The organism is Pseudarthrobacter sp. GQ63, assembly GCF_059758765.1.
This window is the reverse complement of sequence record NZ_JCAXEF010000010.1, coordinates 66,256-86,772: the sequence shown is the minus strand read 5'-3', so window position 1 is coordinate 86,772 and position 20,517 is coordinate 66,256. Positions and strand designations below refer to the sequence as shown.

General features: G+C 67.2%; 22 protein-coding genes. 12 read left to right on the top strand and 10 right to left on the bottom strand.

The features are described 5' to 3' along the window. Nucleotides 1–22: 22 nt before the first annotated feature. A complete protein-coding gene (locus AC6CHP_RS15780; protein ID WP_188728828.1) occupies nucleotides 23–544 on the bottom strand; it encodes a DUF6328 family protein in 522 nt (173 codons plus the stop codon). A 203-nt stretch (nucleotides 545–747) separates the two neighbouring features. On the opposite strand from AC6CHP_RS15780, the gene AC6CHP_RS15775 reads away from it, so the two are divergent. The 4 genes from AC6CHP_RS15775 to AC6CHP_RS15760 all read left to right on the top strand — a co-directional run bounded on the left by AC6CHP_RS15775 (nucleotide 748) and on the right by AC6CHP_RS15760 (nucleotide 4,119). Continuing rightward, the gene (locus tag AC6CHP_RS15775; protein WP_377195638.1) at nucleotides 748–1,647 is read left to right on the top strand and encodes an SDR family oxidoreductase; all 900 of its coding nucleotides are present in this window, start codon (nucleotides 748–750) and stop codon (nucleotides 1,645–1,647) included. Between the two features lie 55 nt (nucleotides 1,648–1,702). After that, nucleotides 1,703–2,062, top strand: coding sequence for a hypothetical protein (locus tag AC6CHP_RS15770; RefSeq protein ID WP_188728832.1), 360 nt, complete (start codon nucleotides 1,703–1,705; stop codon nucleotides 2,060–2,062). A 243-nt stretch (nucleotides 2,063–2,305) separates the two neighbouring features. Continuing rightward, a complete protein-coding gene (locus AC6CHP_RS15765; RefSeq protein WP_377195637.1) occupies nucleotides 2,306–3,205 on the top strand; it encodes a GAF domain-containing protein in 900 nt (299 codons plus the stop codon). Continuing rightward, the gene (locus AC6CHP_RS15760) at nucleotides 3,202–4,119 is read left to right on the top strand and encodes an SGNH/GDSL hydrolase family protein (RefSeq protein WP_377195636.1); all 918 of its coding nucleotides are present in this window, start codon (nucleotides 3,202–3,204) and stop codon (nucleotides 4,117–4,119) included. Before AC6CHP_RS15765 ends, AC6CHP_RS15760 begins: the two co-directional genes overlap by 4 nt. On the opposite strand, the gene AC6CHP_RS15755 is transcribed toward AC6CHP_RS15760, so the two are convergent. Then, nucleotides 4,116–5,468: a uracil-xanthine permease family protein gene (locus AC6CHP_RS15755; RefSeq protein WP_188728839.1), complete on the bottom strand. Its 1,353-nt coding sequence runs from the start codon at nucleotides 5,466–5,468 to the stop codon at nucleotides 4,116–4,118. The genes AC6CHP_RS15760 and AC6CHP_RS15755 overlap by 4 nt on opposite strands. Nucleotides 5,469–5,666: 198 nt before the next feature. Here AC6CHP_RS15755 and AC6CHP_RS15750 point away from each other — a divergent pair, with 198 nt between their 5' ends. Then, entirely contained in the window at nucleotides 5,667–6,272 is a 606-nt protein-coding gene (locus AC6CHP_RS15750) for a malonic semialdehyde reductase (protein ID WP_188728841.1), read from the top strand. A gap of 133 nt (nucleotides 6,273–6,405) precedes the next feature. After that, complete coding sequence (locus AC6CHP_RS15745; RefSeq protein ID WP_188728843.1) at nucleotides 6,406–6,903, top strand: 2'-5' RNA ligase family protein; 498 nt, start codon at nucleotides 6,406–6,408, stop codon at nucleotides 6,901–6,903. Here the strand turns inward: AC6CHP_RS15745 and pgm are convergent. Then, nucleotides 6,893–8,554 carry a phosphoglucomutase (alpha-D-glucose-1,6-bisphosphate-dependent) gene (pgm, locus tag AC6CHP_RS15740; protein ID WP_498230868.1) on the bottom strand — a complete coding sequence of 554 codons (1,662 nt, stop codon included), beginning with the start codon at nucleotides 8,552–8,554 and terminating at the stop codon, nucleotides 6,893–6,895. The genes AC6CHP_RS15745 and pgm overlap by 11 nt on opposite strands. Before the next feature lie 247 nt (nucleotides 8,555–8,801). Here pgm and AC6CHP_RS15735 point away from each other — a divergent pair, with 247 nt between their 5' ends. Continuing rightward, on the top strand, nucleotides 8,802–9,668 hold the full coding sequence (locus tag AC6CHP_RS15735) for an NERD domain-containing protein (RefSeq protein WP_498230866.1): 867 nt from the start codon (nucleotides 8,802–8,804) through the stop codon (nucleotides 9,666–9,668). A gap of 50 nt (nucleotides 9,669–9,718) precedes the next feature. Continuing rightward, complete coding sequence (locus AC6CHP_RS15730) at nucleotides 9,719–10,309, top strand: DUF4190 domain-containing protein (RefSeq protein WP_498230864.1); 591 nt, start codon at nucleotides 9,719–9,721, stop codon at nucleotides 10,307–10,309. 15 nt (nucleotides 10,310–10,324) lie between these two features. Here the strand turns inward: AC6CHP_RS15730 and AC6CHP_RS15725 are convergent, their stop codons facing one another. From AC6CHP_RS15725 to AC6CHP_RS15705, 5 genes are all read right to left on the bottom strand, one after another. Further along, on the bottom strand, nucleotides 10,325–11,752 hold the full coding sequence (locus AC6CHP_RS15725) for an FAD-binding oxidoreductase (RefSeq protein ID WP_188729211.1): 1,428 nt from the start codon (nucleotides 11,750–11,752) through the stop codon (nucleotides 10,325–10,327). A 400-nt stretch (nucleotides 11,753–12,152) separates the two neighbouring features. Then, a complete protein-coding gene (locus tag AC6CHP_RS15720; protein WP_229675266.1) occupies nucleotides 12,153–12,608 on the bottom strand; it encodes a LapA family protein in 456 nt (151 codons plus the stop codon). Between the two features lie 167 nt (nucleotides 12,609–12,775). Then, the gene (locus tag AC6CHP_RS15715) at nucleotides 12,776–12,979 is read right to left on the bottom strand and encodes a hypothetical protein (RefSeq protein WP_377195631.1); all 204 of its coding nucleotides are present in this window, start codon (nucleotides 12,977–12,979) and stop codon (nucleotides 12,776–12,778) included. A gap of 113 nt (nucleotides 12,980–13,092) precedes the next feature. Further along, nucleotides 13,093–13,320, bottom strand: a complete 228-nt coding sequence (locus tag AC6CHP_RS15710) for a hypothetical protein (protein ID WP_427117607.1) — start codon at nucleotides 13,318–13,320, stop codon at nucleotides 13,093–13,095. A 143-nt stretch (nucleotides 13,321–13,463) separates the two neighbouring features. Beyond that, nucleotides 13,464–14,891, bottom strand: a complete 1,428-nt coding sequence (locus tag AC6CHP_RS15705) for an amidase (protein WP_498230861.1) — start codon at nucleotides 14,889–14,891, stop codon at nucleotides 13,464–13,466. A 196-nt stretch (nucleotides 14,892–15,087) separates the two neighbouring features. Here AC6CHP_RS15705 and AC6CHP_RS15700 point away from each other — a divergent pair, with 196 nt between their 5' ends. From AC6CHP_RS15700 to AC6CHP_RS15690, 3 genes are all read left to right on the top strand, one after another. Next, nucleotides 15,088–15,414: a rhodanese-like domain-containing protein gene (locus AC6CHP_RS15700; RefSeq protein WP_174178959.1), complete on the top strand. Its 327-nt coding sequence runs from the start codon at nucleotides 15,088–15,090 to the stop codon at nucleotides 15,412–15,414. An 84-nt stretch (nucleotides 15,415–15,498) separates the two neighbouring features. Next, on the top strand, nucleotides 15,499–16,479 hold the full coding sequence (gene pheA / locus AC6CHP_RS15695) for a prephenate dehydratase (protein ID WP_188728854.1): 981 nt from the start codon (nucleotides 15,499–15,501) through the stop codon (nucleotides 16,477–16,479). Between the two features lie 94 nt (nucleotides 16,480–16,573). Beyond that, nucleotides 16,574–16,777, top strand: a complete 204-nt coding sequence (locus tag AC6CHP_RS15690; protein ID WP_059319417.1) for a hypothetical protein — start codon at nucleotides 16,574–16,576, stop codon at nucleotides 16,775–16,777. A 3-nt stretch (nucleotides 16,778–16,780) separates the two neighbouring features. On the opposite strand, the gene AC6CHP_RS15685 is transcribed toward AC6CHP_RS15690, so the two are convergent. Further along, nucleotides 16,781–17,836, bottom strand: a complete 1,056-nt coding sequence (locus AC6CHP_RS15685) for a diacylglycerol/lipid kinase family protein (RefSeq protein WP_188728856.1) — start codon at nucleotides 17,834–17,836, stop codon at nucleotides 16,781–16,783. Between the two features lie 90 nt (nucleotides 17,837–17,926). Between AC6CHP_RS15685 and serS the strand changes: the two genes are divergently transcribed. Further along, the gene (serS, locus tag AC6CHP_RS15680) at nucleotides 17,927–19,207 is read left to right on the top strand and encodes a serine--tRNA ligase (protein WP_188728858.1); all 1,281 of its coding nucleotides are present in this window, start codon (nucleotides 17,927–17,929) and stop codon (nucleotides 19,205–19,207) included. A 71-nt stretch (nucleotides 19,208–19,278) separates the two neighbouring features. On the opposite strand, the gene AC6CHP_RS15675 is transcribed toward serS, so the two are convergent. Next, nucleotides 19,279–20,277, bottom strand: coding sequence for a PDDEXK family nuclease (locus AC6CHP_RS15675; protein WP_498230858.1), 999 nt, complete (start codon nucleotides 20,275–20,277; stop codon nucleotides 19,279–19,281). Nucleotides 20,278–20,517 lie beyond the last annotated feature (240 nt).

Below are 20,517 nucleotides of genomic sequence, written 5' to 3'. Positions count from 1 at the left end.
GGCGGGCCCTTTGTCGCACTGGCTAGTCCCCGTTAGGTCCGGGCGATCCCTGCCCTGCGGCGGCGCGCCTGTTGAGGTGGATAGGGACGTAGACCAGCAGGACCACCATCACTGCCATCAGCGCTCCGCCGGCAGTGAGGCCGGCCGTGCGTCCCGCGGTCACGTCGAAAACCAGGGCCGCGGTACCCGCGCTCAACAGCGCGATTCCGGCGAGGGTGATTTTTGCGATGGTGTCCCCGCTGGCTACCAGGGTTTCCTTGAGCCGCTTCCGGAAGAGCCGCCGGTGCACACTGACCGGCAGGAGGATAAGCGCGGTGGTGAGCGCCGCAACCACCACGTTGGTGAGGTAGAGGCCAACCTGGAAATCGTCCAGGGTCTCAAAGCGTTCCTGGAAGGGGAGCGTCAGCAGGAAGCCTGCCAGGATCTGGACGCCCATCTGCAGTACCCGCATCTCCTGCAGCAGTTCGGCCCAGTTGCGGTCCAGCTGCTCCTCACGGGTTTCGTTCCTGCCTGTCCTGCCCGTGTAATCCTCCACCTCGGACATTGCCTTCCTCCCTCCACCTGCCTGCTCCCTTTCGGCTCTTCCGGCGCCGGGAAACACGGCAGGCGTTGCACCGCGACCTACATTTGATAAGTTTACTGATTATTCGCTCCGATCGGTGGACTTTGTTCCTCCGGCCGGGATAGCTTCGAAGAGCAGGTGCACGGCGGAGCTCTTCGAAAACCGACACAGTGAGCAGGCGGACTATGAGCGACACAGACAAGCAGAGGGACCAGCCAAAGGATCCCCGGGGCGGCTACCACTCCGGCCCGTTCCCGGAGCAGGAGCAGAAGCAGCCCGGGCTCACGGCACCAATGGACCCGAAACCTGACCACGGGGAACTGAGCTACGAAGGGCATGGAAAGCTCCAGGGCAAGGCCGCCCTCATCACGGGCGGCGATTCCGGAATCGGCAAGGCCGCCGCCATCGCCTTCGCGCGTGAGGGCGCCGATGTAGCCATCTCCTATCTTCCGGAAGAGGAAGAAGACGCGCAGGACACCGCGGACTGGATCCGCAAGGCCGGCCAGCGGGTCCTGCTGTTTGCGGGAGACGGCCGGGAAGAGGACTTCAGCACCCGCATCGCTGAGGAAACCGCGTCCGGATTCGGCCGGCTGGACGTGGTGGTCCTGAACGCCGCGTACCAGAAGAACCGCGAAAGCCTGGAGTCGCTGCCCACCGAGGAATTCGACCGGGTCTTCAAGACCAACCTCTACTCGCTGCTGTGGACGGCGCGGGCCGCGGTACCCCATCTGAAGCCGGGCGCGTCCATCATCACCACTGCATCGATCCAGGCCTTCAACCCGTCCCCGGCGCTGATCGACTACGCGATGACCAAGGCCGCCCAGGTGGCGTTCACCAAGGCACTGGCGCAGGAACTCGGGCCCAAGGGCATTCGGGTCAACGCCGTGGCCCCCGGGCCCATCTGGACCCCGCTGATCCCCGCAACGGAATGGCCGGACAAACTCCCAACGTTCGGCCAGGACACGCCCCTGGAACGGGCCGGCCAGCCGGCCGAGCTCGCTGCCGCCTATGTGCTGCTGGCCTCAGAGGACGGTTCGTATATTTCCGGGGCGGTGCTGCCGGTAACCGGCGGCAAGGGCCTCTAGGGCTGCACCCACGCCAGCAAAACAGCTTCATCCGAATCCACAACAGGAGGAAACCATGACGCAGGAAAACCAGCACGCCCAGCCCGAATCGGACCCGGGCGGATACGGCACTCCCACCGCTGAGCAGGAAATGGGCGGATCGCAGGCACCAGTGGATGGTTCCGGATCCGGCACGGGCAGCGCCGACACCAACGCGCCGCAGTCCGATCCGGAGGCGGATCCGGTGCCCCGCGACGTCGACCTTCCCTCCAGCGCCGCCGAGATTGATGAGTCCAACGACGACTCGCAGGGTTCGGCCCCGGTCTCGTCCGAGTCCGGACAGGAAGCCGCCGGCCTTCCGGACGGCAGCGGCAACGACCTGCCCGAGGAGAAGTCACCGAACGACGACGGCGGCGAGAGCTTCGACGCCGGGTAACGGCCTGGGTGCCGCTCCATTGGGGCGGTGACCGCCTTCCCTTGGAGGCCTCCGCCCCGCGATTCCCTGCGAACCCCGGGCGGGGGCCTTCGGCATGTCCGGTGGGCGTTGTCTTCGGCGTCGTATCCGCGGCGTGAACCCCGCAGGCTGACGCGCACTGCCCCTCCCTTGAAACGCGCGGGCGACGTATTCTTAGAAAGAGGTTTTGCAGTAGGCCGGAGCGCTTCAACCAAGGCGTAAATCATGGCGGCTGAACCCGCAGCGCAGCTCGGCTGGGGACCCCTTCCAGTACCCCCGGAACAGGTCTTCGACAGCAAGGACGTCGAAACGTACCTCTGGGAAGTCACCCGTGACTTCATGGCGGACATCAAGGGTGAGCAGCGCGGTATCAGCTGGGCGGCCACGCTCTTCCGCCTGGGACAGGCACGCACTGTCGCCGCCAGCACCGAGAAAGCACTCGAAGCAAACCAGGAACAGTGCTCCTTTGCTGACGGGCCGGCCCTGGAAGCCCTCCGAACCGGCGAATTCGTGCTGCTGTCCGACGTCAGCCGGGACCGGCGCTGGCCCGGGTACGCCAGCGCGGCCGCCGGCCACGGGATCCAGTCACTCCTGTCCATGCCCATCGCCTCCGAGGGCGGGACGAGCGCCGCCATCAACCTCTACGCCGCGCTCCCGCACGCTTTCAGCAGCGACGACCTCCTCCGGAGCCGCAGCTACGCGCACCAGGTGGCCCGGGCCCTGCGTGTTGTGGTGCGGACAGCCGAACGCGCCGAGGCCAAAGCAGGCATCGCCGTCGTGCAAAGTTCCCTTGTCCTGGTGGACCTGGCGGTGCGCAGTCTCATGGACGAGTACGGCCTCAGCCGCGAGGGGGCACTGCGGTTCCTGCAGACACAGGCGGTGCACCACGAACTCGACCTGCGCGATGCCGCGCTGAACGTTGTTGCGCCGGGTCCCGGGCGGGAGAACCCCATGCCCGGGGAGCCCGGCAGGGAGCCCGCCGGACTCAGGCAGGGAACGCCCGACGGCGTCGCGGACTTCCGCCTGCTGCCCCCGGCCGAGCTGGAGCAGGAGGAACAGCCCCGCCGGCGGAGAGCCAGGCGGGGCAAGGACGCATCCCGCACAGCGGAAGGGAGGACGGCATGACAACGCCGAAGCAGGAGCAGTCGCCCGGCCGGCCGGTTGGCCTGGATGTGGCACGCCCGGTGGAACAGGCTCCTGGATTAGGGGAGCACCCCTGGCACCGCTATGTGGCCCTCGGCGACTCCTTCACGGAGGGGGTGGGGGACCCCGAGCCCAAGAACCAGGGCGGGCTGCGGGGCTGGGCTGACCGGGTGGCCGAGGAGCTCAGCGCGGGACAGCCTGATTTTGCCTACGCCAACCTCGCGATCCGGGGCCTGCGGCTGCAGCAGATCCTGGATCAGCAGGTGGGCCCGGCGCTGGCCGCACAGCCTGACCTGGTGACGCTGTCCGCCGGCGGCAACGACATTGTGTTCCGCCGCAGCGATCCGGACAAGCTGGCTGAAAAGATTGACGCCGGCGTAGAGCAGCTCACCCGCTCCGGGGCCACCGTGGTCCTCTTCGCCGGCCCCGACTGGGGCGCCACCCCGGTCTTCGGCCAGATACGCGGCAAAGTGGCCATCCTCAACGAAAACCTCCACGTCGTGGCGTCCCGGCACAACGCTGTGATGGTTGACCTGTGGTGCCTGCGCGACCTCACCAGGCCTGGCATGTGGGACCCTGACCGTCTGCACTTCTCGCCGCTGGGCCACCACACCATCGCCTTGGGAGTGCTGCAGGCCCTGGACGTTCCCCACAGCCTTGAACCGTTGCAGCCCAAGGCACTTCAACCGCATAACTGGAAGGAAGCCCGGGCCAAGGACATCGCCTGGGCTCGCGAATACCTGGTTCCCTGGGCAATCCGCCAGGTCAGGCACCCCGCGGAGCCCCCGCTGGTTCCCAAACGTCCGCGTCCCGGGCCCGTCTTCGGGCACGGGCACCTGCCAATCGTCCATCCGCAGGGACTGCCGGCCGAGCCTTTGTCCCTGAAGGAGGCCTAGCGCTTTTTCGGGGCGCGCCTGGCGGCAGCGTTCCCCGCAGCCTTGGCCTGGGGAGGCAGCCCCGCCTGCTCGGTTTCGGGCTCGGCTGCGGTGCCCCGGGCCTTCGCGATGGCCTTCATGCCGTGGTAGATCACCAGGGCCGCGGCTGACCCCAGTGCGATGCCGGTGAACGTCAGGTCACCGATGGTCCAGGTGTAGTCCGCGATGCCGATGATGAGGGCCACCGCAGCGGTGGTCAGGTTCACCGGGTTCGAGAAGTTCACCTTGTTCTGCACCCAGATCTTCACGCCGAGGATACCGATCATGCCGTACAGCATGGTGGCCGCGCCGCCCAGCACTCCGGCCGGGACGGTGGCGATGAGCTCGCCGAACTTGGGGGAGAAGCTCAGGATGATGGCGAAGACGCCTGCCACCCAGTAGGCCGCCGTCGAATAAACCTTGGTGGCGGCCATGACGCCGATATTTTCGGCGTAGGTGGTGGTGCCGGAGCCGCCGCCGAAGCCGGCCAGGACGGTGGCGGCACCGTCAGCCATCAGCGCCCGGCCGGACACGCCGTCGAGGTTCTGGCCGGTCATTGCCGCAACGGACTTCACGTGGCCGATGTTCTCCGCCACCAGGACCAGAACCACGGGCACGAACAGGCCCAGGACGCCCACATGGAACTCGGGAGTCTGGAACTGTGGCAGGCCCACCCAGGCCGCGGCCTCCATCTTGTCGTAGCTCACCTCGCCGCGCAGCATCGCCACAAGGTAGCCCACCACCACGCCCACCAGGATGCTGAGGCGGCCCAGGATCCCGCGGAACAGCACGCTGACCAGGATGATGGTGGCCAGCGTGACCACGGCGGTGACGGGGGCGGCGTCGAAATTCTGCTTGGCCGCCGGTGCGAGGTTGAGCCCGATCAGCGCCACGATGGCGCCGGTGACGATGGGCGGCATCAGCCGGTTGATCCATCCTGCGCCGAACTTCTGGACGATGGCACCCACCAGGGCCAGGGCCGCGCCGGCCAGGACCACGCCGCCCAGGGCTCCCGGCACGCCGAACTGCTGCTGGGACGCCATGATGGGCGCGATGAACGCGAAGCTTGAGCCGAGGTAGCTGGGAACCCGGCCCTTGGTGATCACCAGGAAGAGCAGCGTTCCGATGCCGGAGAAGAACAGTGTGGTGGCAGGCGGCATTCCGGTGATGATGGGCACCAGGAACGTGGCGCCGAACATGGCCACTACGTGCTGCATGCCCACGCCGATGGTCAGCGGCCAGGCCAGGCGCTCATCGGGGGCCACCACGTGCCCTGGCTTGATGGACTTGCCTGTGCCGTGCAGCTTCCATTTGATTCCGAGCATGCTCATGGGCGGGAGGCCTTTCGGGGCTTTCGGGGGGTGCCGCGGAGGGCGGAGATTAACTGGGACAAGGATACCGCCCGCGCCCCGCCCACGGACTGCTGTGTCCGATGTCACGGGCCGTCGCGGGAAGAGGACACGGCTGGTTGAAGTTGCAACCATTGAAAGCCCCGCAGCAAACGGGGACGAGCAGCGAAAGGTAAGCCAATGACCATTGCCCACGAAGAAGCGGTTATCGATCCGGCCGCTGTCGACGCTATTTTCGCGCAGGCCCGCACCGCCAACTCGTTTACCGGCGAGGTGACCGACGAGCAGGCGCAGGCCATCTACGAGCTCACCAAGTTCGGCCCCACGGCTTTCAACTCCCAGCCGCTGCGCGTGACCTATGTCCGCTCGGACGAAGCCCGCGCCAAGCTGGTTGACGCCCTCATGGCAGGCAACCGCGCCAAGACCGCTTCCGCCCCGCTGGTGGCCATCCTCAGCTACGACACCAACTGGGCGGGCCAGTGGGACACCTTCCTCCCCGGCTACAACGCCCCCAAGGCCATGTACGACGCCAACCCGGAACTCGCCGCCGCCACGGGCAACAACAACGCGCACCTGCAGGCCGGCTACTTCATCCTGGCCGTCCGCTCGCTCGGGTTCTCCGCGGGCCCCATGACCGGCGCCGACTTCGGTGCCATCGATGAGGCGTTCTTCCCCGCGGGCGGCCAGAAGAGCTTCCTGGTGGTCAACATCGGCCAGCCTGCCGCGGACGCCTGGGGCGAAGCCAAGCCCAAGTTCTCCTACGAGGACGTCGTCCGCACCGTCTAGGACGCTCTCTCACTTAATGCACCCTTTCGGCCATCGCTCTCTCATGCGTGAGAGAGCGATGGCGGTTAAGGCGCATTAAATGAGAGAGCGTTGGGGCGCGCGGGCGGGCATAGGGGAGTGGCACACTGGGCGGATGCGGAACTTCGTCCTCGTCGCATTCGTGGAGCCGGTCGCTGAAGGCCAGGTCTTCCCGCGGACGCAGTGGCCCCTGCACATCACACTGTTGAGGTTCGACGTCGACAACGCCGTTGCCGGACAGGTTGCGGCGCTTGCCGGGCCACCCGCGGAGAAGGCACTGGGCGCCGCGCTGACGGTGGGGGAGGACGCGGGTTTCGGCCGGAACGGCTCCGTGCCCGTCAGCCTTGTCCAGCCGCAGCCGGACCTGCAGGCCCTGCACGAGCAGTTGGCCACGGGCGTCGAAAGCGCCGGCGGCAGGATCCTCACGCCGGCCCACACCAGGTCCGGCTACCGGCCGCACATCTCCCACCTGCACGGCCGCCGGCTGCACCCGGGCGACACCCTGGTGCTTGACCGGGTGGCGCTGGTGGACATGGCGCCGGACGGTGACCGCACCGTCCGGCGCATCCTGCAGCTCTGGAGCCTGCCGGAAACCGGGGCAGCTAGGCGATGACGCTGTCCACCAGTGCCTTGGCTTCCGCCTGGACCTGCTTGAGGTGCTCCTCGCCCTTGAAAGACTCGGCGTAGATCTTGTAGACGTCCTCAGTACCGGACGGGCGGGCGGCGAACCAGGCGTTCTCCGTGACCACCTTGAGACCGCCGATGGACGCGCCGTTGCCGGGCGCCTCGGTCAGCTTGGCCAGGATGGGTTCCCCGGCCAGGCTTGTGGCGGTGACGTCCGACGGCGACAGCTTGCCGAGTGCCGACTTCTGCTCCCGCGTGGCTGCTGCGTCAATGCGGGCGTAGACGGGGGCGCCGAACTGGTCCGTCAGGCCCTTGTAGAGCTGGGACGGGGACTTGCCGGTGACCGCCGTGATTTCCGAGGCGAGCAGGGCCAGCAGGATGCCGTCCTTGTCCGTGGTCCAGACGCTGCCGTCCAGCTTGTTGAAGGAAGCGCCGGCCGATTCCTCGCCGCCGAAGGCGCCCTCACCGGAGAGCAGGCCCGGCACGAACCACTTGAATCCGACCGGAACCTCCACGAGCTTCCGGCCCAGGCTCTGGGCTACCCGGTCGATGATGGAGGACGACACCAGGGTCTTTCCCACCACGGAGGCCGGGTTCCAGCCGCTGCGGTTGCGGTAGAGGTAATCGATGGCGACGGCGAGGTAGTGGTTGGGGTTCATCAAGCCGCCGTCCGGGGTGACGATGCCGTGCCGGTCAGCGTCGGCATCGTTGCCGGTGGCGACGTCGTATGCTGCGGTCCCGTCCGCACCGGCAGCCATCCGCTGGATCAGCGAGGCCATGGCGGCCGGGGAGGAGCAGTCCATCCGGATCTTCTCGTCCCAGTCCAGGGTCATGAAGGCCCACTGTGGATCCACGGTGGGGTTCACCACGGTGAGGTCCAGGTGGTGGCGCTCTCCGATCTCGCCCCAGTAGTCCACGGATGCACCGCCCATGGGGTCGGCGCCGATGCGCACGCCGGCGTTGCGGATGGCGTCCAGGTTCAGGACGGCGGGTAGGTCGTCCACGTAGCTGCTGAGGAAGTCGAACTTGCCGGTGGTGTCCGCAGCCTGGGCATCGGCCAGCGGAATCCGCTTCACCCCGCGCAGGCCGTTCTCCAGAAGCTCGTTGGCGCGGTTGGCGATCCAGCCGGTGGCATCCGAATCGGCCGGGCCGCCGTGCGGCGGGTTGTACTTGAAGCCGCCGTCTGCCGGCGGGTTGTGGCTCGGCGTGACAACGATGCCGTCTGCCTGCGGGGCGCCGGCGCCGGCGTTCCGGTTGTAGGTGAGGATTGCATGGCTGAGCGCCGGCGTGGGGGTGTAGCCGTGGCGGGCGTCAACGAGGACCTGGACGCCGTTGGCGGCCAGGACCTCGAGCGCGGAGTTCTGCGCGGGCTCGCTGAGGGCGTGCGTGTCCTTGGCCAGGAACAGCGGCCCGGTGATGCCCTGCCCAGCCCGGTACTCCACGATGGCCTGGGTGATGGCAACGATGTGTTGCTCGTTGAACGACGCCTTCAGGCTGGAGCCGCGGTGTCCGGACGTGCCGAACGCCACGCGCTGGCCGGGATCACCCAGATCGGGCGTGATGTCGTAATACGCGTCAAGGAGCGCAGTGATGTCAACAAGGTCCTGGGGTTGGGCAACTGTGCCCGCGCGGCTAGCCATGCCACCAGCATGCCAGACAGGGACCTGAGTCAAAACGTTCCGTCCGGAATCCGGCCACTGTGTCCGGCCTGTGACGGAAGATCGTCATCAAACGAGTAGTCAACCTGAGTACAGACCCCACCAAAGTACTTATATACCGGCCGCCGCACGCCCTGTTACTTTCGAAAAAGTCGGGGAAATCATCCGAGAGCAAGGCACGACGGCGGCCCCCCGCCGTCGTCCTTCCGGCAGGGAAGCAGGGGCGGCCATGGGGGCAGGAGACGGGAAAGCCGAGCAGTCCAGGCTGGCCGCCGAAAGGGTGGCCAGGCTCAAGCGCCGGCTGGACGAGGCCGAAGGCGCCACGAAGCCCTGGGACGCGGATGCCGTCAGCGAGAAGATGGTGGCGGAGAAGCTGGGCGAGCTGGTCCCGCGTGGCTGGTACGTGCTCCATGACGTGCACTGGCCCGGCCGGCCGAAGGCCAACCTGGACCACGTCCTCGTGGGGCCTGGCGGAGTGGTGGTGGTCGACTGCAAGAACTGGACCGGCGAGGTCCGGGTGTTGTCCGGGGTGCTCTGGCAGGGGCGGTACGCACGGACGCAGGCTGTGGAAGGCGCGCTGGCCCAATGTGCCGCGGTGTCGTCCGTGGTGTCGCCTCCGTACCGGCGGCTGGTCCGCCCCCTGATCTGTATGGCTGCCCAGCCGGACCTGTTTGGGGTGACAGCCTCGGATGTGGCGGTGGCCGGTACACAGCGTGTGGTGGGTGCCATCGAAGCCCTGCCGCAGGTGCTGGACCAGCGGACCGTGGCGGGACTGTACGCGCAGCTCGGCCAGGACCTCACCCATGAACAGGAACCGGGCATCATGGCGTTCCGGCACGTCCGCCCGGGCACGGTGGTCCCGCCCGCGGCGCCACCCACGAATGCCGGAACTCCCGCCCTCAGGACGGGTTCGTCAGCGCGTCCGGTGGCCCGGGGCAACCCTTCGGCCGCCGGGGCCGGGGAAGGCTACCGTCCAGCGGGTCACCGCGCGGCTCCAAAGGCCCGCCGGCACGGTACCGGCGGGGCCGGACGCTTGGCCCTGCTGGCGGCGTTCGTCATCTTTGCGGTGTACATATTGCCCTATTGGGGGCAATAGATCCGCCCCTGGGCGGGGGTAGGCTGGGATCAAGATTCCTAGGGGGAACCATGTCTGACCAGCCCAGCCAGCGGCCCGAATCCGGCCAACCCGACTCCAGCACGCCGTCCGGCCTTGAACCGCCCCGGTTCGCGCCGCCCTACGGCAGCCAGTCGCCGTCCGCGCCGCCCTACGGGCAGGGCAGCTACGAGCAGGGCGGGCTCGGGCAGGACAGCTACGGACACGATGGCCGCGGGAGCAGCTACGGGCAGGGCGCGTACGGCGAACCCGGCCAGTATGGCGGTGCCTACGGCCAGCCGCCGAGCCCCTACAACCAGCAACCCTCCCCCTATGGCCAGCCGGCCGGCCCGTACGCCCCGCAGGGGTACTACGGCATGCAGGCCGAACCGAAGACGCTGAGCATCGCCAGCATGGTGTGCGGCATCGCCTCGGTGATTATGGGCTGGCTCCTGCTACCGCAGATTGCAGCAATCATCACCGGCCACATGGCGCTCAAACGCGAACCGTCCGGCAGGGGTATGTCCATTGCCGGGCTGGTCCTGGGCTACCTGTGCCTCCTGGGCTACGGCGCGTTCTGGCTGCTGGCCATCATAGGCCTGGCGATCGCCAGTTCCACCAGCGGTCCGACGTACACGTTCTAGGGCCGCTCACCCCCATCACATGGGCGCCTCCGTTGGCGGGATGTTGTGGTTGAGGCGGAAGAGGTTGTGCGGATCGTAGCGGTCCTTGAGGGCCGCCAGGCGCCGGAACTTCTCCGGTCCGTACGCTGCTCGGGCGGCGTCCACGTCCCTCGGCCCCACCTCGGCGCCAAGGAAGTTGACGTACTCGCCGTGCTCCGCGAACGGCCGCATGAGCCCGTAGGCTTTCCGTGCGAACGCGGTCAGCCGCTCGTCCTCGGAGGGGTCCCGCCAGAAGCCGTAGACATTGAGCCAGTAGCGGGCAGAACGGTTGGGGAACGCTGTTGCATCCTCCGGTACCCGCCCGAACGCCCCCTCCATGTGGTGGATGTCAATGCCGGTACCCTCCCATGCCAGCTCGGAGGCGAAACTCAGCAGGACATCCACTGACTCCCCGTCCAGCCGCGAAAAGGAGACGTTCTTCCAATAGCCGCGCGAACCTTTGGGAAACACGCTGTCCATGGCGCTCTGCCAGTCAAGCCAAGAGGTAGGGCCAACTTCCTCTTCGTCAGGCGGGGCGGCGGCCCGGAGCTGGTCAACCAGGGCAAGCCCTGCCTGCTGGTCCTCCGCCACCCACACGAACCCGATGATCATCCACGGGTCGCTGCCCATCCCGAACTCCGCCGGGAAGACAAGGAACGAGATGATCGGATTCATCCCGTCCGGCAGGTCCCGGGTCCAGGCGGCAAAAGCCAGGAGGGCGTTGCGCCAGTGTTCCGGGCGGTAGAACAGGTTCCCTCCCAGCGGCTGGGGCGGCAGGGGGCGGGCACGGAAGGTGAAGGAGGATGCCACCCCGAAGTTTCCGCCGCCGCCGCGCAGCCCCCAGAACAGCTCAGGATTCTCCTGCATGCTGGCGCGCAGGTGTTCCCCGGTGGCGGTGACCACGTCCACGGATTCCAGGTTGTCCAGGGTCAGGCCGCTGGAGCGTGTCAGCCATCCCACGCCGCCGCCGAGGGCAAGCCCCGCAACGCCTGTTCCGCTGATCACTCCCAGCGGGACGGCAAGGTTGTGCGCGGCAGTTGCGTGGTCGACATCGGCAAGGGTGGCTCCGGGTTCCACGGTCACCAGCCTGCTCCCGGCGTCCACATGGACGTGCTTCAGCGGTCCCAGGTCCAGCACCAGCCCGCCGTCAACACTGCCGTGTCCGGCGACGTTGTGCCCGCCGCCACGGACGGCCAGCGCCAGGCCGCTTCGCCGGACGGCGTCCAGCACGGCGTCGATGTCGGTTATCGCCCCGGCACGGACGACGGCGCGTGGCCGGAGATCGATCATGCCGTTCCATACCGGCCGGGCTTCCTCGTATAACGGATCATGCGGCTCGATCAGGGATCCCGACAGCCTGGCGCGCAGCCCGTGCAGCGCCTGTTCTATTTCCAGTTCCCGGTTGGTGCCATGGACTGTGGACATCATCAGTGCTTCCGCTAAGGGTCTAAGCCCTGTGCATTATGAAGGGAAGTGAAAGGCGCCCGGAGGCACCTCGACGGAAAGATGCCTGCGAACACCAGGGGGCAGGCTCATGCGATGTCCAGATTTTAGGATCGCCGAAAGGCCCGGTCAACAGCTTTTTGGCGGCCTGGCCCGGTGACCGCGCGCACCTCATCGCCGTGGACACCGCGGCTCCTTGATCTCCCGTGCCATCACCTCCCCGCAGACATGCACATCGCGGAGAGAGCCTGTTCAACAGAGCCCGTTCAACAAGGCGCGATCGGCGCACGGTGAGCTGACCGCGCCGCGCTGGGGCCGCCGTCGGACTCCAGCCGGGCTGCGCTCTACGGGAGACTTCGCAGTGCCTGGCTGCGCTGCGGCGCTACTTCCGTTGCCGCAGCCGTGCGCGGTGGGCGTTCCTGCGGAGCTGGAGGATGCGGGCACCGCCGGCCATGGCAACCAAGACCCCTCCGGTCACGCTGGCAATAAACAGCGCCATGCCCAGCGGCACAAGGCCTTCCAGGCCGAAGTACCGCACTGCCACCTGGTCCTGGTTCTGGAGGATGAAGATGATCAACAGGATCAGGAGCACCAGGGCCGCTACGACGGCTGCCCACACCACCCCTGCCCGGGTCACCCTTGGCTGGTCCGCAGCGGACGACGGCTGTGGCCCAGGCGTGCCGGTTCCGGCTGGCCGGGGCGCGTCCGGACGGGTGAGTGCGGAGTCCGCAGTGGAATCCACGGGGGAGGGCGTGCGGGCCGGTGCCGGGGGGACGCCGGCATGGTTCCCGGTTCCCGGTTCCGGCTGTCCTGCGGATGGGTAGTTTCCGGTACTCATGCTGGTTCCCTTCGTCACGTGCGGATAATAAGCATGCTTATGGTTCAACCATAGTGGGAGGGTTTGCCGCAGCACAATGCGGGGCGCGCGCCGCTCCGGCCCGCCGCCAGCCTGGGAACAGCGGAAGGGCCTTCAGTGAAGACCCTTCCGTTGACCTTGGCGCGGCCTCAGACCTTCTCCTTGCTCCGTTCGGCTGAAGGGGTGCCCGGCGTCCGCGTCTTCCGCCAGCCTGGGAATGCCCAGAACGTGAAGTCCTGCGCCTTGACCGGCTTCTCCGGAGTTTCCGCCGGGGCTTCGTGCTTTGCCTCGGGCTTGCTCTCGGCTTCTTTCCTGATGCCCCACCCGAAGTCCTTGCTGGATGAATAGCACATCACAGACCTCCTCACAGTGACTGCCCTTTAATCGTCCTCCTGATCCGCGGCGGAGTCGACACTTTTGCGCAAGGCCCTGGCCCGGCTTCCGGCGCTGGTGCCCTTCAGCGCTGTCACCCGCCGGCGACGACGTCGTCGGCTTCCTGCGGGCGGTGGAACTCGCACGCTCCATGGTGCCGGAGTGGCAGGAGGCAGGTCCGTCCGGTGGGGAGATGGACCAGGGCGCAGCGGCCCCGCCAGGCGAGGTCCTCCCTGATAGTGGCGTTGCTGAGGTCCGGCCTGGCTCCGTCCGGTTGAGGGCGCACCTCTCCGGCAGCCGTGCTGGGATTTTCAGCTTTCATAAGGGAACTCCTCGTCGAGCAGTGGCTGGCGGAAGGGTGCCGCGGCCTGGCACGTCCACAAGTCTGCTCCCCACGGGTTACAGGCGTATTAAGCCGGCGTTAGGAGGAGGTCAATAACGGACCCGGCTGCACAAATATGCTGGTCAGAACCCCAGCTGGCGCGCCACCTGCAGCAGGAGGGACTCCGATCCCGGAGGACCCACAAGCTGTATTCCCATCGGCAGCCCCTGCCGTGGGGCCCCGCCGGTCCAATGCACAGGGATCGTGATGGCCGGCAGTCCGCAGACGTTCACCATGGAGGACCAGGGCGCGTATTCGCACTGTTTGCGGTAATCGCCGTCAGCATCTCCCGGCCACTGCGCCGAGGGCCACCGGTCAGTGCCGTGCATGGCGCCGGTAAACCAACCCACAGGGCGCGGTGCCTGGGCGAGCGACGGCATGAGCATCAGGTCCCACTGCGCGTACTGCGCCGCAGTGTCATGCTGGAACTGCCGCAGGAACGCCAGGGACTCGGCGAGCTTGGCCGGGCTCCGCTGCTGGGCGCGGCGCCGGAAGGTGCGCGTGAGGGGTGCCAGCAGGGCCTCCCGGTGGGGGCTGATCCTGGCCGCGCCCACGGCTGCCGTCCATGCCGACGTGAAGGCGTCCGGGTACCGGTTGTCGTACCGGATGGAAGCTTCGCTGAGGGCATGCCCGGCATGCTCCAGGAGGTCCCCGCCCACCCGGAGGGCATCCAGCGCCTCCTGCTCCGGGACGAACGGGAAGGTGCCGGACCACGGGCTGTCCAGGCTGATGCCGATCCGCAGCCGCGGGGGCTCCAGGCCCACCGCTGCAAGGTAGCCACCATCCGGCCTGCCCGCCGCGTCAGGTGCCGCCAGGGCGTCCATCATGAGCGCCGCATCTACGGAGTCCCGGGCAATCGGACCGGCCACCACCAGACGCGCGGGATCACCAACGCTTTCACCGGCAGGAACCACGCCGCGGCCCGGCTTGAGCCCTAGCAGCCCGCAGGCGGCTGCGGGGATCCGCACCGAGCCGCCGCCGTCGGTGCCCGGGGCGAAGGGCAGCAGTCCTGCGGCCACGGCCGCAGCGCTGCCGCCGGAGGAGCCGCCTGAGCTCCTGCTCAGGGCATGGGGATTGCGCGACGGCGGCGCGATCCGGTTTTCGCTGTAGGCCGTCAGTCCGAATTCGGGAACCTGGGTCTTGCCCAGCGGGGTCACGCCCGATTCCTTGAACAGGGCAACCAACGGCCCGTCCGCGGGCGCAGGCTTGTGGTCCAGGGCCGCGCTGCCGTGGGTGGTCACCACCCCTGCCACGTCGGTGAGGTCCTTGAACGCCAGGGGCATGCCGTGGAGCAGGGGCAGTTCCCCGGAGGGGATGCTGGAACGCACCGAGTCGGCGGTGCGGGCGTCAGCCATCGCCTGTTCCGCCGTCACCGTAATGAAAGCTCCCAGCAGCGGGTTCTGCTGTTCGATCCGGGCGAGGAAATGCGCCGCGGCCTCCGCTGCTGACACGCGCCCCTCCCGCAGGAGGTCCCGAAGGGCGGCGGCCGGCAGTTCGTGGAGTTCAGTCAAGGCCGCACGCCTCCACGTCAGGGCAGTGCCGGGGCGGGAAGCTTCGGCTTCCCGCAGTGGCCAGGGCGGGCTGCTCAGGGAACAACGGTTCCTCCTAGGGTCACTCAGAAGCTTAACGTGGGCCTGGCCCGCCACCAGGTGGAGGCGGAAGTACTAGGCTTTAATCCGACACCGATCCGCGAAGGCAGGACCCTCCATGAGCGATTTCGACAACGTCCCCGTCGGCGACATCCCCGATGACGCCGTCATCCTTGACGTCCGGGAGGACTATGAGTGGGTGGCGGGCCATGCAGATGGTGCCCTCCACATTCCCATGGACCAACTCCCGGCGCGGCTGGATGAACTCGATCCGGACGAGGATGTCTACGTCATCTGCCGCACCGGCGGGCGCTCGTTCCGCGCTGCCCAGTGGCTCACCGGCCAGGGATACACCGCTATCAACGTTTCCGGCGGGATGGACATGTGGCTGGAGGCCGGCAAGCCGCTTGTCTCGGACAACGGCCTGAAGCCGATGGTGCTCTAGCAGGGACGCCAGGAATCGGGCACGTCACCGCTGCCGCTTCTGCCGGTGCCTCCCGTCGGCGCTTATACCGATAAAGGAATGTGTATGTCCGCGTCCTCCTCCACCTATGCCTTCCTGGGGCCACAGGGTACCTTCACCGAGGCAGCCCTCCTGCAGGTGCCGGACGCTGCGCAGGCCACCCGGGTCCCGGCGTCGAACGTCAACGCTGCACTGGACTGGGTGCGCGACGGATCAGTCCACGCCGCGATGGTCCCGATCGAAAACTCCGTTGAAGGAGGCGTCACCGCCACCCTGGACGCGATCGCCGGGGGTGGCGAGCTGCGGATCATCCGCGAAGTCCTGGTGCCCATCAGCTTCGTGCTGGTCGCAAGGCCCGGTGTCCGCCTGGCCGACGTGCGGCGGGTATCAACCCACGGCCATGCCTGGGCCCAGTGCCGCCTGTGGATGGATGCGAACATTCCGTCAGCCGAATACGTACCCGGCCCATCCACGGCTGCCTCGGCAATGGGGCTCCTCGAGGAAGACTGCCATTATGACGCCGCCATCTGCGCTCCGCTGGTGGCCCGGGAGCAGCCCGGACTGGCGGTGCTGGCTGAAGACATCGGTGACAATCCGGACGCCGTGACCCGCTTTATCCTGGTCAGCCGGCCGGGTGTCCTGCCCCCACGCACAGGTGCGGACAAAACCACGCTGGTGGTCCCTCTCCCCGAAGACCGGCCCGGCGCCCTGATGGAAATCCTCGACCAGTTCGCCAGCCGCGGGGTGAACCTCAGCCGCATTGAGTCCCGGCCCACCGGACAGTACCTGGGGGACTACTTCTTCAGCATCGACGCCGACGGGCACGTGGGCGACGAACGGATGGCCGACGCCCTGGCCGGGATCCACCGCATCAGTCCAGCCACCCGCTTCCTGGGGTCATATCCCCGGGCCGACATGCAGGCTGCGCGGGTAGAGCCGCACACTGCTGACCAAGCCTTCCGGGCGGCACGGGCCTGGGTGGCGGGCATTCTCCGGCCCGCAGCTGAGCCCGCCGAAAGCGGTTCCCCCGCTTCGCCCAAAGCGTAGGTGAATGCCGTTCCAACTACTTCCGCGGGTTGTGGACAATGCGTATGCTTACTTGATCCACACGGGGGATGGCCCCTAACGAAGGGAGCGCGTCATGACTGCCAGCGGCACCGAAAACGACGGCCAGGGGATGATCGTCAACCCCCGGCCCACTGCCGACAACCAGGACTGGGACGGGGACGACGCCGACCGTGCTGACCGCCTGCGGTTTGAGGAAGAGCAGGCCATGATCCGTGAGCAGTCCGAGGCCCACGCGGCGGCGAAGGCGGCCGAGGAGAAGAAGCGCAAAAGCGAATAGCCGCTAATCCTGGCCCTTGACCCGGATCAGCAGGGACCGCGGCTCCACCTGGACGGTGAGCCTGGTGGCTTCACCGGCCGTGTCTCCGTCCAACTGGATGGCCATCGGTTCGGGGCATTTGATGACCACCCTCCCGGACCGGTAGACGGTCATGACGGGCAGTTTCCCGCTGTGCTTGAACATGATCTTGACGTACATCAGCAGCCAGCCGAGGGCACTGCGGGGGCTCATGACCACCACGTCCAGCATGCCGTCGTCAATCATGGCCTGCGGAATGAAGTCGATGCCGCCCGGAATCAGGCCACAGTTCGCGAACAAGACGCTGCGGATGTTCCGGACCTGCTCCGGGCTGCCGTCCAGGGAGATCGAGACCTTTTTCCGGCGCCCGGGCAAGTGCCGCATGCCTGCCTCGGTATATGCCAGCCAGCCCACCGCTTTTTTCAGCCCGTCGTTGGTGTCGGCGAGGATTTCGGCATCCATGCCTATACCGGCGATCACCAGGAACACGTGCTCGGAGGAGACGCCGGTGCGTGAGTTTTCGATGCCCATCCGGGCAGTGTCGATATGGCGCTGCCGGCCGAACAGGGCGGTGTTGACGTTGGCGTGCAGGTCGTTCAGGTTCAGCTCCACGTTCCGTGCCAGGAGGTTGCCGGTGCCCAGCGGGATCAGACCCATGGCCACGTTGGTGTGCACGAGGGACTCGGCCACCACGCGGACGGTCCCGTCGCCGCCGCCCACCAGGACGACGTCGGGCTTGTACGCGAGGGCGGCCGCCACCTGTGAGTAGCCGGGGTCCTCCGCCGTCGTCTCGAAAAAGACGGGATCTTCCCAGCCTGCCGCCAGGCAGCCGCGCTGGATGAGGCGTTTCGCTTCGTCCGACTGTGCCTTGATGGGGTTGAGGATCACCGCGACACGCTGTTCCGTGAGGCCCGGATCCTGGGCATCGCCGCCCACGGTACTGCGGATATGCAGGGCCTTGAGCCTGCGGACGCCCCACCAGCTGGAGATGGCAAACGCAAGGGCCACCCCGGTCAGCAGGTACAGGATCCAGTCGCTCATGGTGCCTCAACAGTAGCCCGGCGGAAGCCAGGCGGGCCCGCACGTCCGCTGCCGCCCGCCGTCGTGCGCGGGATTGGATACCCTTGTGTGGTGATCGACGTAAAAGACCTCAGCGAAAACCCGGACAAATACCGTGCCAGCCAGCGCGCCCGCCGCGCGGACGAGTCAGTGGTGGACGCGATCATCTCCGCGGATTCCGCCCGCCGGGCGGCGCTGATCCGCTTCGAGAACCTCCGGGCAGAGCAGAACGCGTTCGGCAAGAAGGTGGCGCAGGCGAAGGGCGACGAGAAGAAGGCCCTGCTGGCCGAGGTCAAGGAACTGGCCAACGCGGTCAAGGCTGCCTCCGCCGAGGCCGACGCCGCGCAGAGCAAGCAGGATGAGCTGCTGCGCACCATCCCCAATGTCATTGAGGACGGCGTTCCCGAGGGCGGCGAGGACGACTATGTGGTGGTCAAGACGGTGGGCACGCCGCGTGAATTCCCCGACTTTGAGCCCAGGGACCACCTGGAAATCGGTGAACTGATCGGCGCCATTGACATGGAGCGCGGCGCCAAGGTTTCCGGTGCCCGCTTCTACTTCCTCCGCGGCGTTGGTGCCCGGCTGGAGATGGCGCTGCTGCAGATGGCCATGGACCAGGCCATCCAAGCCGGCTTCGTCCCGATGATCACGCCCACGCTGGTGCGCCCGGAGACCATGCAGGGCACGGGCTTCGATGTAAAGCACGACGCCGAGATCTACCGGCTTGCCGAAGACGACCTTTACCTGGTGGGCACCTCGGAAGTTGCGCTGGCCGGGTACCACGCGGACGAGATCCTGGACTTCTCCGCCGGCCCCATCCGCTACGCGGGCCAGAGCTCCTGCTACCGCCGCGAAGCCGGCTCGCACGGCAAGGACACCCGCGGCATCATCCGGGTCCACCAGTTCAACAAGGTGGAAATGTTCATTTACACCACGGTGGAAGAGGCAGCCGCCGAGCACCAGCGGCTGCTGGCGTGGGAAGAGGAAATGCTGGCCAAGTGCGAGCTGCCCTACCGGGTGATCGACACTGCAGCCGGCGACCTTGGCACGTCCGCCGCACGGAAGTACGACTGCGAGGCCTGGGTCCCCACGCAGGGCGCGTACCGTGAGCTGACCTCCACGTCCAACTGCACCACCTTCCAGGCCCGCCGCCTGAACATACGCGAACGAGCAGTGAATCCGGAGGGGGTTACCAAGGGCACCCGCGCTGTAGCCACCCTGAACGGCACGCTGGCCACCACCCGCTGGATTGTGGCGCTGCTGGAGCACCACCAGAACGCGGACGGTTCGGTCAACGTGCCCAAGGCGCTGCAGAAGTACCTGGGCGGCCTTGAGGTCCTCCCGGTCCTGTAGCTCCCACTCCTCCTGCGCCCGGGTTGCACCCGCGTATGGACGTGGCACCCCCGAACCCGCGGGTGCCACGTCTACAGGCGGGTGCTTCTTGTATTGCTGGGGCTGTTCGTTAAGCCCGCCTGCCGCAGGCATGCTTCAAACCGCGCAGGATCAGAGGCTGTCGCCCAGTCCCATCGGACTACACGAAACCCCGCCGCCCGGAGTTTGTCCTCGCGCTTCTTCTCCGCCAGGACGGCCTGGCGCGCCGTTTGAACTCCGAGGTACTCGTCGCGCAGATACTTGGCGTCGCCGTCGAACTCCCCAATCAACCGGTGGCGGGGCCAGAGGAAGTCAGTTCGAGCAATGAGGACCCCTTCCACATGCACTCTTGCCTGCAGAAGGGGAGCCGGGAACCCGAGAACGTGCATTTGTGCCCTGCTCAGTGACTCGCCCGGGGACTCCGCGTCCGTCCCCGCGAAATCGAGGACCTGCGTGACCCATCTGCGCCTTGCCTCCGAAGTGAGCAGGGAGGCCTGCCTGAGCAGATCCTCTCTGCCCAGATGGGGGCCAGAAGCCCGCCGCCGGCTCATGGCGTGGTCGGCCAGGACCACTCCGGCAGCGAAGTTTTCCTTGGCAATGACGCCCACCACTGTCTCCGGTAAGGGCGTCACCAGGAGGTTTTTGTGGCGTACCGCTGCTGTTGGTCCGGGGTGCCGGCGGACGCCGTAGGAGGTGATCCGTTCCAGTCCGGTTTCACCCGATGATCGTGGTGCGGCGGAAGTTGTTGGCACGCTGCGGCCGACGTGGCCCCTCGATGCTCCTGACAGGTGAACGAAGCCCGGCACTTCCAGGAGATTCAGGTCCCACACAACAGCAGCCGTATGCAGGCACAACGTTGACTGCGGCAGTTCAAGATCCACAGCCAGGACTGTCTGGCGGTACCTTTCCCACGGCGGCAGCGAAATCCACTCTTCTTTCGATGCATAGACGCCCTTCCTGACGCGGACCAGCTCGCCGCGGGCATAGCGGCGGCTGAGCGAGCGGACGTCTCCCGTGCTGCGCCGGACGTTGCCGGCATGAATCAACTGCATGGGACTATCGTCAGGCTGCCCGCAGGACGGTTGAACCGTGGAGCGGGTGAATGTGGATAACTGCAAATAGCGGTGGGCACCCCGGAGCGGTCAACGCACCAGCGAACTCCGGGGTGCACTGTCCGCCAGGTGGTGTCCCGCAAGGCGGTACCCACATGGTTGCAGCCAAACAACAAGTGTTAATGCGGAGTTCAACATATCTGTGGCCTGCGTCCTAGCGCCGCCGGGGGTCGTCTGGTT